The following is a 14,615-nucleotide window of genomic DNA, read 5'->3' on the forward strand; positions in this document are numbered from 1 at the left end:
CTTAATGCCAGCCAAGCCCGGAAAACATCAGAGCGCAGAACAGGTTGCAGCCAAATCGCCGCGCCGGGGGGCGGCACGGCGATGCGCGGCGGCCTTCGGCCTTGTTCCGCGCAGGTGCTTCAATCAATGTCCGCTCCAGGCCAAATCCCGACCTTGACATCGGCTCGGCATCAGGCCGACCCAGCAGCCTTGATCGGACACCGACGATTTTAGAGATCAGGGGTGTTGACTCGGCTATGCGCGATCCCTACCTATGCGCCGTTAGCACTCGCCCGAGGGGAGTGCCAACGATCCCCGAGTAGGGATCAATAGGGAGTAACTTTGAGCCAAGGAGCCTCAGAGATGGCATTTAAACCGCTGCATGACCGCGTGCTTGTCCGCCGCGTTGAAAGCGAAGAGAAAACAGCCGGGGGCCTGATCATCCCCGAGACCGCCAAGGAAAAGCCCCAGCAGGGCCAGGTTGTCTCCGTCGGTGACGGCGCGCGCAAGGACAATGGCGAACTGATCGAGATGGCCGTGAAGGCCGGCGACACCATTCTGTTCGGCAAATGGTCCGGGACCGAGGTGACGATCGACGGCGAAGAGCTGCTGATCATGAAAGAAAGCGACATTCTGGGCATCATCGACGCCGATCAGGCCGCAAAAGCCGCCTGAACGCCGCGATTCGTCTGACCCGGAACAACAAGATATCAGGAGTATCCGAACATGGCTGCTAAAGACGTACGATTTGATACCGACGCCCGCAACCGCATGCTGAAGGGCGTCAACACCCTGGCCGATGCGGTCAAGGTGACGCTCGGCCCCAAGGGCCGCAACGTGGTGCTGGAAAAGAGCTTTGGCTCGCCGCGCATCACCAAGGACGGTGTCTCTGTCGCCAAGGAAATCGAACTGGAAGACAAGTTCGAGAACATGGGCGCGCAGATGGTGAAAGAAGTTGCCAGCCGCACCAATGACGAGGCCGGCGACGGCACCACCACCGCCACCGTGCTGGCTCAGGCCATCGTGAAAGAGGGCGTCAAGGCCGTGTCCGCGGGCATGAACCCGATGGATCTCAAGCGCGGTATCGATCTCGCGACCTCAAAGGTCGTCGCGCACATCAAGGCCGCGGCCCGCAAGGTCGAAAACTCTGAAGAAGTCGCACAGGTCGGCACCATTTCGGCCAACGGTGAGGCCGAAATCGGCCGTCAGATCGCCGACGCGATGCAGAAGGTCGGCAACGAGGGTGTCATCACCGTCGAAGAGAACAAGGGCCTCGAGACCGAGACCGACGTGGTCGAGGGCATGCAGTTCGACCGTGGCTACCTGAGCCCCTATTTCGTGACCAACTCCGACAAGATGATCGCCGAGCTCGATGACTGCCTCATCCTGCTGCACGAGAAGAAACTCTCGAGCCTCCAGCCGATGGTGCCGCTGCTTGAGCAGGTGATCCAGAGCCAGAAGCCGCTTCTGATCATCGCCGAAGACGTCGAAGGCGAAGCGCTCGCGACCCTCGTCGTGAACAAGCTGCGCGGCGGCCTCAAGATCGCGGCCGTCAAGGCACCGGGCTTTGGTGATCGTCGCAAGGCCATGCTGCAGGACATCGCGATCCTGACCGGTGGCCAGGTAATCTCGGAAGATCTGGGCATGAAGCTCGAGTCGGTGACCATGGACATGCTGGGCAGCGCCAAGACCGTCAACATCACCAAGGACGAAACCACCATCGTGGACGGCCATGGCGAGAAGGCGGAAATCGAGGCACGCGTGTCTCAGATCCGCGCGCAGATCGAGGAAACCACCTCGGATTATGACCGTGAGAAGCTGCAGGAACGCGTGGCCAAGCTCGCCGGTGGTGTGGCCGTGATCCGCGTTGGCGGCATGACCGAAACCGAGGTGAAAGAGCGCAAGGACCGCGTCGATGACGCCCTGAACGCCACTCGCGCTGCCGTGCAGGAAGGCATCGTCGTCGGCGGTGGTGTCAGCCTCGTGCAAGGCGCCAAGGCGCTTGACGGTCTGACCGGTGCGAACAGCGACCAGAACGCTGGCATCGGCATCGTGCGCAAGGCGCTCGAATCGCCGCTGCGCCAGATCGCCGAGAATGCCGGTGTCGACGGCTCGGTTGTCGCGGGCAAGATCCGCGAAAGCGAAGACCTCAAGTTCGGCTACAACGCGCAGACCGATGAATATGGCGACATGTTCAAGTTCGGCGTGATCGACCCGGCCAAGGTTGTGCGGACCGCTCTCGAGGACGCTGCCTCGATCGCTGGCCTCTTGATCACCACCGAGGCGATGGTGGCCGACAAGCCGCAAAAAGAAGGCGCCGGCGGCGGCGGCGGCATGCCCGACATGGGCGGCATGGGCGGCATGATGTAAGCTGTCCGCATTATCCGATGCGATTGGGGCTGCCTTCGGGCGGCCCCTTTTTTGTCCGCAGATCCTTGGTGTCGATGGTGTGACATGAGTATTTGAAGAACGCTGAAACCGCATGTCTTCACAAGAGTCTGACTGTACGCGCGCGGCATGAGCGGATAGCACTGGGGCATGCGCCTGATATCCCTGACCGTCCTCACCATGATCGCCTTTGCCGCCAATTCGGTGCTCAATCGGATGGCGCTGGCCGGTGGCAGCATCGATGCGGTCAGTTTCGGGGTTGTTCGACTGGTCTCGGGGGCGGCGATGCTGGCGCTCTTGTGTCTCTTTTTGCGCGGACGTCTGCATTTGTTCGGCCCGGGGCGGTTGGCCGGGGTGCTCTCGCTGTTGATCTATCTCTACGGGTTTTCGATGGCATATCGGGCGCTGGACGCGGGCCTGGGGGCGCTCATTCTCTTTGGTGTCGTGCAGATGACCATGTTTGCCGGGGGCCTGATGGCGCGCGAGGTGATGCCCGCGCGGCGCTGGATCGGGGCCGGGCTGGCCTTTGGCGGGCTGGCATGGCTGCTCTGGCCCGGAGGCGGACCGCAGGTCAGCGTTGTTCATGGGCTCTTGATGGCCGCCGCCGGTGTTGGCTGGGGCGTCTACTCGCTGACCGGGCGTCAGGCGGGGGATGCGCTGATGGCGACGACGGCGAATTTCGTTCTCGCGGCCCCGGTCGGGGTTCTCGTGGGGTGGCTTGTGCCAAAAGGCGTCGGGGGCGTGACGCTGGGCGCGGAGGGGATCGTGCTCGCCGTCGTGTCGGGCGCGATCACATCCGGCCTGGGCTATGCGCTCTGGTACAGTGTGCTGCCAAGATTGGCGGCCTCCGTTGCGGCGGTTGCACAACTGACGGTCCCGGTGATCGCCATGGTGGGCGGCGTTATTTTTCTGAGCGAGGCGCTGAGCCTTGAGGTCGTTCTGGCAAGTGCATTGGTGCTGGGCGGGGTCGCCGTTTCGGTGATACAGCCGCGACGCTAGGGGCCGACAATGATCTCCAACGGATCGTACCCCATGCCGCGGTTGAAGGCGACATCGATGAGGCTGTCGGGCTTGACCCGCAGCGTTGCCATGTCGTCCTGGGTGGCCCACCGGCGGCGCGTGACGATCTGTTCGGGGTCCTGCCACTTGTCGCTCAGCGATCCGGCTACGAGGGTACAGCGAAAGAATATCTCGACCTGATGAAAGCCGTTGTCGGGGGAATGAAATTCGTTGACCAGGCATGGTGGGCCCACGCGAATGGTCAGGCCGGTTTCCTCGTGGACCTCGCGGATCAGGTTATCGGGCAGCGAATGGCCCGCATCTACGCCGCCGCCCGGCACGCACCAGAGCGTGCTCTGCGCGTCTGCATAGGCATTGACGAGCAAGAGGCGGCCGCGTTCGACAATGACGGCACGGGCGGCAAGGCGGGGTGAGGGCATGGGCGGACCTTTGAACTGGGATCGATCCGAAACCTAGGCTGCTAGCGGCAGGCTGAAAAGGGGCTTGTCTTTGCCCCGTGCCATGGGTCAGCTTGCCCGCGAACACGAGAAAGGAACGGGCATGACCAAGAGCACGCGGGACGGTGGGCAATTGCTGGTGGAGTGTTTGCAGGCGCTCGGCGCGCGGCACAGTTTCGGCGTGCCGGGCGAGAGCTTTCTTGCCGTGCTGAACGCGTTGCACGACACCGGGGGTCGGCTGGATTTCACCCTGTGTCGTCAAGAGGGCGGCGCGGCCTTCATGGCGGCGGCTTATGGCAAGCTCACGGGTTCGCCCGGTATTTGCTGGGTCACGCGCGGGCCGGGGGCGACCAATGCGTCGATCGGGGTACATACCGCGATGCAGGACAGCGCGCCGATGATCCTTTTCGTCGGGCAGGTCGGAACGGACATGAAAGGCCGCGAGGCGTTTCAGGAACTCGATTACAGGGCTGTGTTCGGCACCATGGTGAAATGGGCGGTCGAGATCGACAAGGTCGAGCGTATCCCTGAACTCGTGGCGCGGGCGTGGAAAACGGCGCTGACCGGCCGCCCCGGGCCGGTGGTGGTGGCCTTGCCCGAGGATATGCTGACCTGCGAGACCGGGGTCGCGCCGCTAGCCGGCCCGTCGCATTACCCGGAGCCTGAACCGGCCACGGGATCGGTGTCGCAGGTGCGCGAGATGCTGGCAAGCGCCAGCCAACCGGTCATCCTTTATGGCGGGTGCAACTGGTCGGACGCCGGGCGTGCAGCCTTGGAGCAGTTCGCCGAAGGCTCTGACATACCGGTTGTCTCGGTCTTTCGCTATCAGGACCGGTTCGACAATCATTCACCTGTGTTCTGCGGCGAGGCGGGCGTCGGCATGGTGCCGAATGTGCGCAGGGTGTTGGCCGACGCGGATGTGGTTCTGGCCATCAATACCCGCTTTGGCGAGAATTCGACGGATGGCTACACGATCTTTGACCTGCCGCGACCGGCGCAGCGCCTCATTCATGTGCACGGCTCGGATCTTGAACTGGGCAAGGTGTATCAGCCGGAATTGGGCCTTCAGGCCGGGCCCAACGCGTTTGCAATGGCGCTTGCGTCAAGCGGGCCAGTGCGCGGCGACTGGGGCACCTGGCGGGCGCAGGGGCGCGCAGGCTATGAGGCCGGGTTCGATCTGCCGGACCTGCCCTCGCCGGTCGATATGGGCAAGGTCACCGCGTATTTGCGCGATGTGCTGCCCGACGATGCGATCGTCACGAACGGTGCGGGCAATTTCGCGATCTGGTCGGGACGTTTCCTGAAATATGGGCCGCATGCGCGGCTGCTTGCGCCGCAGTCCGGGGCCATGGGCTATGGTATCCCGGCAGCGATTGCCGCCAAGATCGTCCATCCGGAGCGCCGAGTGGTGTGCTTTGCCGGGGACGGTGATTTTCAGATGACCTGTCAGGAATTGGCCACTGCCGCACAGGCCAGTGCGCAGCCGATCATTCTGGTGCTCAACAACGGCATTTACGGCACGATCCGGGCGCATCAGGAGCGCAACTACCCCGAACGCGTGTCCGGCACGACGATGGTGAGCCCGGATTTCGCAACGCTGGCCCGTGCCTATGGCTTTCATGGTGAAAGGGTGGAGCGCACCGAGGATTTCGCCGCGGCTTTCGAGCGGGCTTGTGCGTCAGACACCGGGGCGATTCTCGATCTCGTGATCTCGCCCGAGGCGCTGACGCCGCGCGTGATGCTCAGTGAAATGCGGGCATCCGGCTTGCGGGCGCGGTCCGGGGCTTAGGCCCTGTTCACCGCGCACGTTTGCGCCTATGTGACCGGCATGACTCGTGTGGCAATCATTCTGACACTCGCATTCGGCGTCTTGAGCACTGCGGCGCGTGCCGATTGCGTGGTGCTCTTGCATGGGCTGGCGCGCTCGGATGCGTCTTTTGTCGTTCTCCAGGAGGTGCTGGAGGCGAATGGCTATGACGTATTCAGCCCCGATTATCCCTCGACGGAGGAAGAGATCGAGCAACTGGCGCGCGAGACCCTGCCCTTTGCCGTGCGGGTATGTGGCGAGACGCGCGTGCATTTCGTCACGCATTCCATGGGCGGCATCCTGTTGCGGCTCTGGCTCAAGGATAACCGCCCCGCGCAGATGGGCCGTGTCGTGATGCTCGCGCCACCCAATCATGGCAGCGAACTGGTGGATGAGTTGGGCGGGCTTCAGCTCTTTCGTTGGCTCAATGGGCCGGCTGGCCTGCAACTGGAGACCGGACCCGGCGGCGTGCCCGAGACCCTGCCGCCTGTTGATTTCGAGTTGGGCGTGATCGCCGGGACACGCTCGCTCAACCCCTATTTCTCGAGCCTGATCGACGGGCCGGACGACGGCAAGGTTTCGGTTGCCTCGACGAGGGTCGAGGGCATGGCCGACCATATCACGCTACCGGTCACGCATACCTTTTTGATGAACAATCCGTTGGTGATCGCACAGGTCGAGGAATTTCTGGCGCATGGCCGGTTCGATCACGACCTGAGCCTTGGGGATGTTCTGTTTGGGCGGCGGAATCCATGAGTGCGCTCGCGGTGACGTTGCAAGGCGCGCAGGTCCTTGGCGATCACGGCTTGGAAGAGCACGACCTGTCGCTGTGCGGGGGGACCATCACAGATGCACCGCAGCCCCGGCGCATCGACCTTGACGGCTATATGGTCCTGCCCGGTATCGTCGATGTCCATGGCGACGGGTTCGAGCGGCACCTTGCTCCGCGCCGGGGGGCGATGAAGGATCTCGATCAGGGGATGATCGCGTCCGAGGCGGAGCTTGCCGCCAACGGCATCACCACGGCGACGCTTGCCCAGTTTTACAGCTGGGAGGGCGGCATGCGCGGCGCCGAATTTGCCGAGCGTGTGCTGTCGGCGTTGGCGCAGGTGCGCGGGCAGGTCGAGACCGATTTGCAGGCCCAGTTGCGCTTTGAGGTCTCGCTGCTTGACGACTACGACGCGGTGTTGGACATGGTGACCCGTCACGGAATCCGTTATGTGGTGTTCAACGATCACTTGCCGCATGCTGCGCTTGACGCGGGCAAACGGCCCCAGGGGTTGACGGGTCAGGCGCTCAGGATCGGTCGCAACCCCGAGAAACATCTGGAGTTCATTCAAGGGCTGCATGCGCGGATGGCCGAGGTCGGCCCTGCGCTGGAGCGGCTGAGCGCCGCGTTGCAGGCGCATGGCGTGCGCCTTGGCAGCCATGACGATGCGTCATCGGAGGCCCGGCGCGTCGCGCGCGCGCGCGGGATGAATATCGCAGAGTTTCCCGAGACGCTTGACGCAGCCGAAGAGGCGCGCGCGGGCGGTGATGCGGTTATCATGGGGGCGCCCAATCTGGTGCGCGGCGGCTCACACAAGGGCAATGCGAGCGCGCTTGAAATGGTGGCGATGGGCCTCGTCGATGCCTTGGCCTCTGATTATCACTACCCGTCCCTGCGCCGCGCTGCGTTTCTGCTTGTTGATGGTGGGGTCTGTGATCTCGCGGCGGCGTGGAGGCTGATCTCGGCTGGCCCGGCGGCCCTGTTGGGGCTGCACGACCGCGGTGCGCTGCATATCGGTGCGCGGGCCGATCTGGTGATCCTTGCGCCCGAGACGCGGCGGGTGATGGCCACGCTGGCCGGTGGGCGGATCAGCTACCTCGCAGGCGAGGTCGCGCGGCGATTCATCTCGTAGCGGCGGCGTATAACGCAGCGTTCATGGGTGACAAGCGCGCCCGCCTGCGGCATCAATGCGGGCAGCCAAGGGAGGTCCGTCAGCCATGTCCAACTATCCGCATCTTCTCGCGCCCCTCGATCTGGGCCACGTCACGCTCAAGAACCGCGTGCTCATGGGCTCCATGCATACCGGGCTGGAGGAGACGCGGGACTGGAACCGGGTGGCCGAATTCTACGCCGCCCGCGCGCGCGGCGGCGTCGGCCTCATGGTCACCGGCGGCATGGCCCCCAACCGCGAGGGCGGGGTGTTTCCGGGTGCTGCGGGCCTCTTCACCCCCGAGGATATCGCCAATCATCGCATCGTCACCGACCGGGTGCATGACGCGGGCGGGCTGATTGCCATGCAGATCCTGCATGCGGGCCGCTACGCCTATGGCAAGGAATGTTTGGCCCCCTCTCCGGTCAAGTCGCCGATCTCGCCCTTCACCCCCACGGAACTCGACGACGACGGCATCGAGAAACAGATCGCCGATATCGTCACGGCGGCGGAACGCGCCCGCGAGGCGGGCTATGACGGGGTCGAGATCATGGGGAGCGAGGGCTATTTCCTCAACCAGTTCCTCGTCACCCACACCAACAAACGCACCGATCGCTGGGGCGGCTCTTACGAGAACCGGATGCGCCTGCCCCTCGAGGTGGTGCGCCGCACCCGCGAGGCCCTGGGCCCCGATTTCATCCTGATCTATCGCCTGAGCATGATCGACCTCATCCCAGAGGGCAGCACCCATGACGAGGTGGTGCAACTGGCCCAAGAGGTGGAGCGCGCAGGCGCCACGATCCTCAATACCGGCATCGGCTGGCACGAGGCACGCGTGCCGACCATCGCCACCTCCGTCCCGCGCGCCGGATGGGCCTGGGTCACGCAAAAGCTGATGGGCAAGGTGAGCATTCCGGTGATCACCTCGAACCGGATCAACACACCCGAGGTGGCCGAGAACCTGTTGTCGAACGGCGTAGCCGACATGGTCTCGATGGCGCGGCCCTTCCTCGCCGACGCCGATTTCGTCAACAAGGCGGCGGAGGGGCGCAGCCAGACCATCGCCCCCTGCATCGCCTGCAATCAGGCCTGTCTCGATCACACCTTCTCGGGCAAGCTGACCTCCTGCCTCGTCAATCCGCGCGCCTGCCACGAGACCGAACTGACCATCGCGCCCGCCGACACACCGAAGCGCATCGCGGTGGTCGGTGCCGGGCCTGCGGGTCTCTCGGCGGCGATCACGGCGGCGGAGCGCGGCCACAAGGTCACGCTCTTCGACCGCGCGCCACAGCTTGGCGGCCAGCTCAACATGGCCCGCGTCATTCCCGGCAAGGAGGAATTCCACGGCCTCGTCGACTGGTTCGAGGTGATGGTGCAGGAGACCGGCGTCGAGGTGAAGCTGGACCAGGATGTCGGGCCGAACGACCTTGCAGGCTTCGACGAGGTGATCATCGCCACCGGGGTCATCCCCCGCGATCCGGGCATCGACGGGCAGGACGGCCCCAACGTGCTCAGCTATATCGACGTGCTGCGCGGGAAGGCAAAAGTGGGCAAGCGCGTCGCCGTGGTGGGCGCGGGCGGCATCGGTTTCGACGTGTCCGAATTCCTCGTCCACGAGGGCCAGAGCCCGACCGAGAACCTGTCGCTCTGGCGCGAGGAATGGGGCGTCGGCGACCCTGCAGAGGTGCGCGGCGGGCTAGCCCCCACGGGCCCGCAGCCAGAGCCGCCCGCGCGGGCGGTCACGCTGTTGCAGCGCAAGGCGGAACGCCCCGGCAAACGTCTCGGCAAGACCACCGGCTGGATTCACCGCGCGGCGCTTCGGATGAAGGGCGTCGAGATGCTGAGCGGCGTCAATTACGAACGCATCGACGCGCACGGCTTGCACATCAGCTTTGGCGAGGCGCGCGAAACCCCCAAACTCATCGAGGCCGACACCATCGTGCTCTGCGCCGGACAGCTGAGCGAGCGTAGCTTGGCCTCCGCGCTCGAGGCCGAGGGCGTCACCTGCCACGTGATCGGCGGCGCGGATGTGGCCGCCGAACTCGATGCGAAACGCGCCATAGATCAGGGCACGCGGCTGGCCGCCACCCTCTGAGGCGGCTTATTCCACGGTGATCGTGATCACCTCGGACGTCACCGGCGGGTCATGCGGCACATGATTCATGTCGCCCAGAACCAGTTGCAGCGTATGGTCTCCCGCCTCCAGATCAAGGCTCACCTGCGTCTGACCGCCACCGAAATGCACATGGTGATCGTCGGCTGGCAGGCCATAGTTCAATTCATCCGCGCCATCCGGTCCTTCGCCCAAAGGTGGGCGGTCTATCAGGATGTGATGGTGGCCTGTCGCCTCTTTCTCCGTCCCGGCAGGGGCCACGCCCATGCCCTTGAGCCCGAACACAACTGTCACGGGGCTGTTGACGGTGTCGCCGTCCGAGAGATTGACGAAATAGACCTCTGCCCCCTCGGGCGCGGGTGTGTCCCCTGCGAGAGCTGGCGCGCTCCAGCAGAGCAGGCAGGCGGTAATCAGAGTGGCAATGCGTATCATGAATCTATCCTCCTTGTTCGACCATACCACAGGTGGGGTCTCAAAGCAGTTGATCAACAATCAAAAGCCAGTGTTTCCACGTTTCCATGACGGGAACGATATTTCAAAAACCAAGATATTGTCGGGCAACCGCCCCAGTTGTGCCTGATTTTCGCGACATACCGGTGCTCAATACGCAACCCAGAGGTATCGAGTATGGATCGCCTGACCGAGATGGAAGCCTTCGCCACCGTGGTGGACCAAGGTGGATTCACCGACGCGGCCCGCAAGATGGGCATTTCGAAATCCGCCGTGTCCAAACACGTCTCGTCACTCGAGGCCCGTCTGGGTGCGCGATTGCTCAACCGGACAACGCGACGCGTCAGCCCGACAGAAATAGGGCTGGCCTATTATGATCGGGCGCTGCGGGTTCTGAATGATGCGGGCGAGGCGGATGCGCTTGTCAGTTCGATGCAATCGGACCCTTCGGGCCTCTTGCGTATCTCGGTCGCCACGGATTTTGGCGTCAATCATCTGAGCCCGGTTTTGGGATCATTTCTTGAGGAATTTCCAGATATTACCGTCAATATGGTGCTCAATAACCGCTACGTGGAGCTGATTTCCGAGGGGTTTGACATGGCCGTTCGAATTGGCGAGCTGGAGGACAGCACGCTGCGTGCGCGCAAACTGACCGAGACCACCAAGCGCATGATCGCCGCGCCGTCGTATTTCCAGAAGTATGGCCGTCCGCAGAAAATCGACGATCTCAATGAACACAAGCTGCTGCATTATTCCAGCCAAGCCGGTAACGCGGTCTGGAAGCTGACCGCGCCCTCGGGCGAAAAGCGTCAGGTGCGCACCGCCGGCGGCCTTAGCGTCAATGACGGGCAGTCGTTGCTCAATGCCGCGATTTCGGGTCTTGGCATCGCGTACCTGCCCTCGTTTCTCTACGCGCAGGCGATGGCCAATGGTCTTGTCGAGGATGCCATGCCCGACTTGCCCATCGAGACGCAGGGTATTTACGCGGTCTATCCGCCGGGGCGCTTTACCCAACCCAAGGTCCGTGCCTTCATTGATTTTCTGGTCCATCAATTCGCTGAAAAGGGCCCGGTGGACTGGTAACGACAGACCCCTTGCCAACACTGGCATACCCGAACCGGCCTGCGGAATCGCGGGCCGGTTTTGTTTTGCGGGATGGTTGGGCTATTTCTCCGCCGCACATGCGCTGTGCAGGCAGTGGCAGTTGCCAAGCGGCGGCGAACGCCCCAGTTTATGACTTAATTCGTTTCAGTTCAGAAAGGTCGATACATGACACATCCAACGCTCTTGCTGCTCTCGGGTTCGCTTCGCAAGGGATCCTACAACCGCATGCTTCTGGCTCAGGCGGCTGAGGCGTTCGGCCCGGCGGACGTCATCGAGGGCGATCTCGACCTGCCGCTCTACAACGGCGATCTGGAAGAGGCCGAGGGCGTGCCGGAGAAGGTGCAGGCGCTCGTCGCTCAGATCAAGGACGCGGATGCGGTGGTGGTCGGCTCACCGGAATACAACAAGGGTATCACCGGGGTGCTCAAGAACGCGCTCGACTGGATCAGCCGCGTGCCGGGGTGGCCGCTCAAGGACAAGCCAACGGTCGTCGTCTCGGCCTCTGCCGGGCGCACCGGGGGCGAGACGGCGCAATTCATGGCACTGTCCTGCCTCACACAGCATCAGGCGCGGCTCATCCCCGGCACCGCAGTTCTCATCGCGGGCGCGATGAATGCGTTTGACGAGGATGGCAAGCTCAAGGACGAGACCTCGCAAAAGCTGTTGGCGGAGCGTATGGAAAAGCTGCGCGCAGAGGTGATTTAGAGCGGTCAACCGCGCCTAACCAGAGGGCAGGACGGGCCTTGATCAGACGTTGAGTGACCTCTTCAGAAGGTACCGCGCGGTCGCAGGGCCGGGGACTGGCGAGGCAACGGCCGGTGCGGGCGCTTTATCCTAGCCAAGTGATTGCAACCTCGGCACGTTGCATGCCCCATCAAATCGCCAGGCCGCAGGACGGCGTCATGCCGGAGGCATGCCTCTGGCATGACGATCGCGCGGCACCTTCGGTGCTATTCGCGCGGGATGTTCTCGCGTCCGCTCCAGCCCACCTCCGCCACACCCAAACGCGAACGGGCCGCCCGATCCGGGCGGCCCGCCTGCTGAAATGTAACCCCGATCAGGCGTCAAGCCAGACCTTCTCGTAATGCATCTCGCGGAACTGATGCGCTTGCACGTCCTTCACCTTGTCGGTGTGATGCAGTGCTTGATTGCGCCAGAACGGTTGAATGATCGCACCGCTATCCTGCAACATGGTCTGTAGCTTGGCCGAATACTCGCGCCGCTCATCGGCATCGAACACGCCGAGTGCCTCGTCCAGAAGCGCATCGAACTCGGGGTTCGAATGGCCGGACTCGTTCCACGATTCACCCGAACGATAGGCCAGAGCCAAGACCTGAACGCCCAACGGGCGGGGCCCCCAGTTGGTGGTCGAGAACGGGTATTTCGTCCAGTCGTTCCAGAAGCTGGAGCCGGGGATCACCGTGCGCTTGACGTTGAAGCCCGCTTGCCGCAACTGCGCACCGATGGCGTCGGTCGTGGTCGTGCGCCAATCGCCGTCGATCGAGATGATCTCGATCTCGGTCTCGCCATGGCCCGCCGCCTTGGCCATCTCGATGGCTTTCGCGGGATCGGGCGCGATGGCGGGCAGTTCGGCATATTCCGGGTGGAACGGAGCCACGTGATGGTTTTCCGCCGGGATGCCTTCGCCGTTGATCGAAATCGCCAGAAGAACCGAATTGTCACAGGCCAGCTGAATGGCGTTGCGCAGCTCTTTGCTATCGAACGGCGGGCTGTCGGCCCGCATCCGTGCGACGATGGTGTTGGCCGTGGGCTTGGACTGTTTCACGAGGCCCAATGCGTCATAGGACTCGATGAAATCAGCGGTGGACTCGTCGTTGATGTCGATCTCGTCGCCATCGAACGCGGCCACAATCGAGGCATTGTCCGTGCCGAAATCGATAAAGCGGACGCCATCCAGATAGACATCGCCGCCCCACCATTTGTCGTCCTCGCGGCGCTTGACCTCGGCCGAGTTGCCGATCTCGATGGAGACCAGCTCGAACGGGCCAGTGCCGATGGGTGCCTGTGCCAGATCACTGTCATCGCCAAAGCTGCGATGCACGCAGAGCGCGGGATAGTCCGACATGCCCGCGATAAGCGTGATGTCGGGGCGCGGCAGGTTCAGCTTCACGGTGAAGTCATCCACCTTCTCGATCGCGCCCTCGATGGCCTTGTTGGTGTCGGGGTCGATCAGCGTGCCCATGCGCGCGGCCATGGAATTGCCCTCGACCGCCTTGTCGCACCAGCGGTTGAGGTTGTGGATGATATCATCGGCGTTGAACGCGTCGCCATTGGTCCAGACAGCACCCTGCCGCACCTTGAGCGTGTAGGTTTGCGCGTCATCGCTGACCTCCCAGCCCTCCAGCAGCATCGGCTGAAAGCTGAAATCCGACGCCCAGCGCACCATCGGCTCACAGAACTGGCGGCTGATATTGCCCGGCTCGGTCCAGGCGAACTTGCGCGGGTCGGTGATCTCGAGCACGCGGCTCGCCACGCGCAGCACGCCGCCTTTCTTGCCCTCCTGCGCCTGCGCCGGGGTCGGTACAGCAAGGCCCAGCAGGCCATACGCCGCAGCTGATGAGGCCCCGAAGGTCGAGGCGAGCGCGATGAATTCGCGGCGGTCCATCTTGCCGGCCTTGGTGTCCTCGGCCAGTTTGCGCACGATCGGGCGCACGTTCTCTTCGGGAAGTGAGTGGGTCATGGTGTTCCTCCGTGTTGGCCTTTGGCCGGGGCGGCCGGTGTCGCTTTCCGACAGGTCCGGTGCCAGTGTTAGCAGGGATTATTCCCCGCACCAGTGTTTTTTCAGGGTCGGACAGATGTCGTTTTTGCACCTTTTCACGTCCCGTCAGAGGCCAGAGAGTATAGCGATTCCCCGGCCCATATCGCCTGTTTGCGACAAATGCCCGCCAAAATGGCTTGAGGCGGGCGCAGGCCACGGCTAGATGAGCAGCAAAGGAGCAACGCGCATGAGCCTCAACACCTTCGGACATCTCTTTCGGTTCACCACTTGGGGCGAGAGCCACGGGCCCGCCTTGGGCGCGACGGTGGATGGCTGCCCGCCCGGCGTGCCACTCGATGAGGCGATGCTGCAACACTGGCTCGACAAGCGCCGCCCCGGCCAGAACAAGAACACCACGCAGCGCCAAGAGGCGGACGCGGTGCGCATCCTCTCGGGCGTCTATGAAGGCCAGACCACCGGCACGCCCATTCAGCTGATGATCGAGAACACCGATCAGCGCTCGCGCGATTACGGCGACATCGCCCGCACCTTTCGCCCCGGCCATGCCGATATCAGCTATCACCTCAAATATGGCATCCGCGATCCACGCGGCGGCGGGCGAAGCTCTGCCCGCGAGACGGCGGCACGGGTCGCGGCGGGCGGCGTCGCGCGCGCGGCC

Annotated in this window: 13 protein-coding genes; 10 read left to right on the top strand and 3 right to left on the bottom strand. The window is 63.5% G+C overall.

The window, feature by feature from the left end; translation table 11 throughout:
- Window positions 1–342 precede the first annotated feature (342 nt).
- The 3 genes from groES (at window position 343) to Q0X85_RS15480 (ending at window position 3,366) form a co-directional block, all read left to right on the top strand.
- A complete protein-coding gene (groES, locus tag Q0X85_RS15470) occupies window positions 343–654 on the top strand; it encodes a co-chaperone GroES (protein WP_050660995.1) in 312 nt (103 codons plus the stop codon).
- Window positions 655–705: 51 nt separating this feature from the next.
- Window positions 706–2,349 (top strand): chaperonin GroEL, encoded by a 1,644-nt coding sequence (groL, locus tag Q0X85_RS15475; protein ID WP_297773402.1) that lies wholly within the window; start codon window positions 706–708, stop codon window positions 2,347–2,349.
- 168 nt (window positions 2,350–2,517) lie between these two features.
- Complete coding sequence (locus Q0X85_RS15480) at window positions 2,518–3,366, top strand: DMT family transporter (protein WP_297773404.1); 849 nt, start codon at window positions 2,518–2,520, stop codon at window positions 3,364–3,366.
- On the opposite strand, the gene Q0X85_RS15485 is transcribed toward Q0X85_RS15480, so the two are convergent.
- Entirely contained in the window at window positions 3,363–3,806 is a 444-nt protein-coding gene (locus Q0X85_RS15485) for an NUDIX domain-containing protein (protein WP_297773407.1), read from the bottom strand. The genes Q0X85_RS15480 and Q0X85_RS15485 overlap by 4 nt on opposite strands.
- A 121-nt stretch (window positions 3,807–3,927) precedes the next feature.
- Between Q0X85_RS15485 and Q0X85_RS15490 the strand changes: the two genes are divergently transcribed.
- The 4 genes from Q0X85_RS15490 (at window position 3,928) to Q0X85_RS15505 (ending at window position 9,645) form a co-directional block, all read left to right on the top strand.
- Window positions 3,928–5,613, top strand: coding sequence for a thiamine pyrophosphate-dependent enzyme (locus Q0X85_RS15490; protein WP_297773409.1), 1,686 nt, complete (start codon window positions 3,928–3,930; stop codon window positions 5,611–5,613).
- Between the two features lie 39 nt (window positions 5,614–5,652).
- The gene (locus tag Q0X85_RS15495; RefSeq protein WP_297773411.1) at window positions 5,653–6,387 is read left to right on the top strand and encodes an alpha/beta fold hydrolase; all 735 of its coding nucleotides are present in this window, start codon (window positions 5,653–5,655) and stop codon (window positions 6,385–6,387) included.
- Window positions 6,384–7,532, top strand: coding sequence for an alpha-D-ribose 1-methylphosphonate 5-triphosphate diphosphatase (locus tag Q0X85_RS15500; RefSeq protein WP_297773414.1), 1,149 nt, complete (start codon window positions 6,384–6,386; stop codon window positions 7,530–7,532). Before Q0X85_RS15495 ends, Q0X85_RS15500 begins: the two co-directional genes overlap by 4 nt.
- Window positions 7,533–7,617: 85 nt before the next feature.
- Entirely contained in the window at window positions 7,618–9,645 is a 2,028-nt protein-coding gene (locus Q0X85_RS15505; RefSeq protein ID WP_297773416.1) for an NADPH-dependent 2,4-dienoyl-CoA reductase, read from the top strand.
- 6 nt (window positions 9,646–9,651) lie between these two features.
- On the opposite strand, the gene Q0X85_RS15510 is transcribed toward Q0X85_RS15505, so the two are convergent.
- Window positions 9,652–10,095: a DUF4399 domain-containing protein gene (locus Q0X85_RS15510; RefSeq protein ID WP_297773418.1), complete on the bottom strand. Its 444-nt coding sequence runs from the start codon at window positions 10,093–10,095 to the stop codon at window positions 9,652–9,654.
- Between the two features lie 195 nt (window positions 10,096–10,290).
- On the opposite strand from Q0X85_RS15510, the gene Q0X85_RS15515 reads away from it, so the two are divergent.
- On the top strand, window positions 10,291–11,196 hold the full coding sequence (locus tag Q0X85_RS15515) for a LysR family transcriptional regulator (RefSeq protein ID WP_297773420.1): 906 nt from the start codon (window positions 10,291–10,293) through the stop codon (window positions 11,194–11,196).
- Window positions 11,197–11,382: 186 nt separating this feature from the next.
- On the top strand, window positions 11,383–11,922 hold the full coding sequence (locus Q0X85_RS15520; RefSeq protein ID WP_297773422.1) for an NADPH-dependent FMN reductase: 540 nt from the start codon (window positions 11,383–11,385) through the stop codon (window positions 11,920–11,922).
- A 352-nt stretch (window positions 11,923–12,274) separates the two neighbouring features.
- Here Q0X85_RS15520 and Q0X85_RS15525 read toward each other — a convergent pair whose 3' ends face one another.
- Window positions 12,275–13,918 carry an ABC transporter substrate-binding protein gene (locus tag Q0X85_RS15525; RefSeq protein ID WP_297773425.1) on the bottom strand — a complete coding sequence of 548 codons (1,644 nt, stop codon included), beginning with the start codon at window positions 13,916–13,918 and terminating at the stop codon, window positions 12,275–12,277.
- 265 nt (window positions 13,919–14,183) lie between these two features.
- On the opposite strand from Q0X85_RS15525, the gene Q0X85_RS15530 reads away from it, so the two are divergent.
- The coding region (locus Q0X85_RS15530; protein ID WP_297773427.1) for a chorismate synthase at window positions 14,184–14,615 on the top strand (432 nt) is incomplete at its 3' end.

Origin of the sequence: uncultured Roseovarius sp., assembly GCF_947259555.1 — a bacterium.
Classification (GTDB): domain Bacteria; phylum Pseudomonadota; class Alphaproteobacteria; order Rhodobacterales; family Rhodobacteraceae; genus Roseovarius.

Coding starts and splice junctions, on each gene's coding strand:
- Q0X85_RS15500 (WP_297773414.1), top strand. CDS start 6,384: ATGAGTGCGCTCGCGGTGACGTTGCAAGGCGCGCAGGTCCTTGGCGAT.
- Q0X85_RS15515 (WP_297773420.1), top strand. CDS start 10,291: ATGGATCGCCTGACCGAGATGGAAGCCTTCGCCACCGTGGTGGACCAA.
- Q0X85_RS15480 (WP_297773404.1), top strand. CDS start 2,518: ATGCGCCTGATATCCCTGACCGTCCTCACCATGATCGCCTTTGCCGCC.
- groES (WP_050660995.1), top strand. CDS start 343: ATGGCATTTAAACCGCTGCATGACCGCGTGCTTGTCCGCCGCGTTGAA.
- Q0X85_RS15525 (WP_297773425.1), bottom strand. CDS start 13,918: ATGACCCACTCACTTCCCGAAGAGAACGTGCGCCCGATCGTGCGCAAA.
- Q0X85_RS15485 (WP_297773407.1), bottom strand. CDS start 3,806: ATGCCCTCACCCCGCCTTGCCGCCCGTGCCGTCATTGTCGAACGCGGC.
- groL (WP_297773402.1), top strand. CDS start 706: ATGGCTGCTAAAGACGTACGATTTGATACCGACGCCCGCAACCGCATG.
- Q0X85_RS15495 (WP_297773411.1), top strand. CDS start 5,653: ATGACTCGTGTGGCAATCATTCTGACACTCGCATTCGGCGTCTTGAGC.
- Q0X85_RS15520 (WP_297773422.1), top strand. CDS start 11,383: ATGACACATCCAACGCTCTTGCTGCTCTCGGGTTCGCTTCGCAAGGGA.
- Q0X85_RS15510 (WP_297773418.1), bottom strand. CDS start 10,095: ATGATACGCATTGCCACTCTGATTACCGCCTGCCTGCTCTGCTGGAGC.
- Q0X85_RS15505 (WP_297773416.1), top strand. CDS start 7,618: ATGTCCAACTATCCGCATCTTCTCGCGCCCCTCGATCTGGGCCACGTC.
- Q0X85_RS15490 (WP_297773409.1), top strand. CDS start 3,928: ATGACCAAGAGCACGCGGGACGGTGGGCAATTGCTGGTGGAGTGTTTG.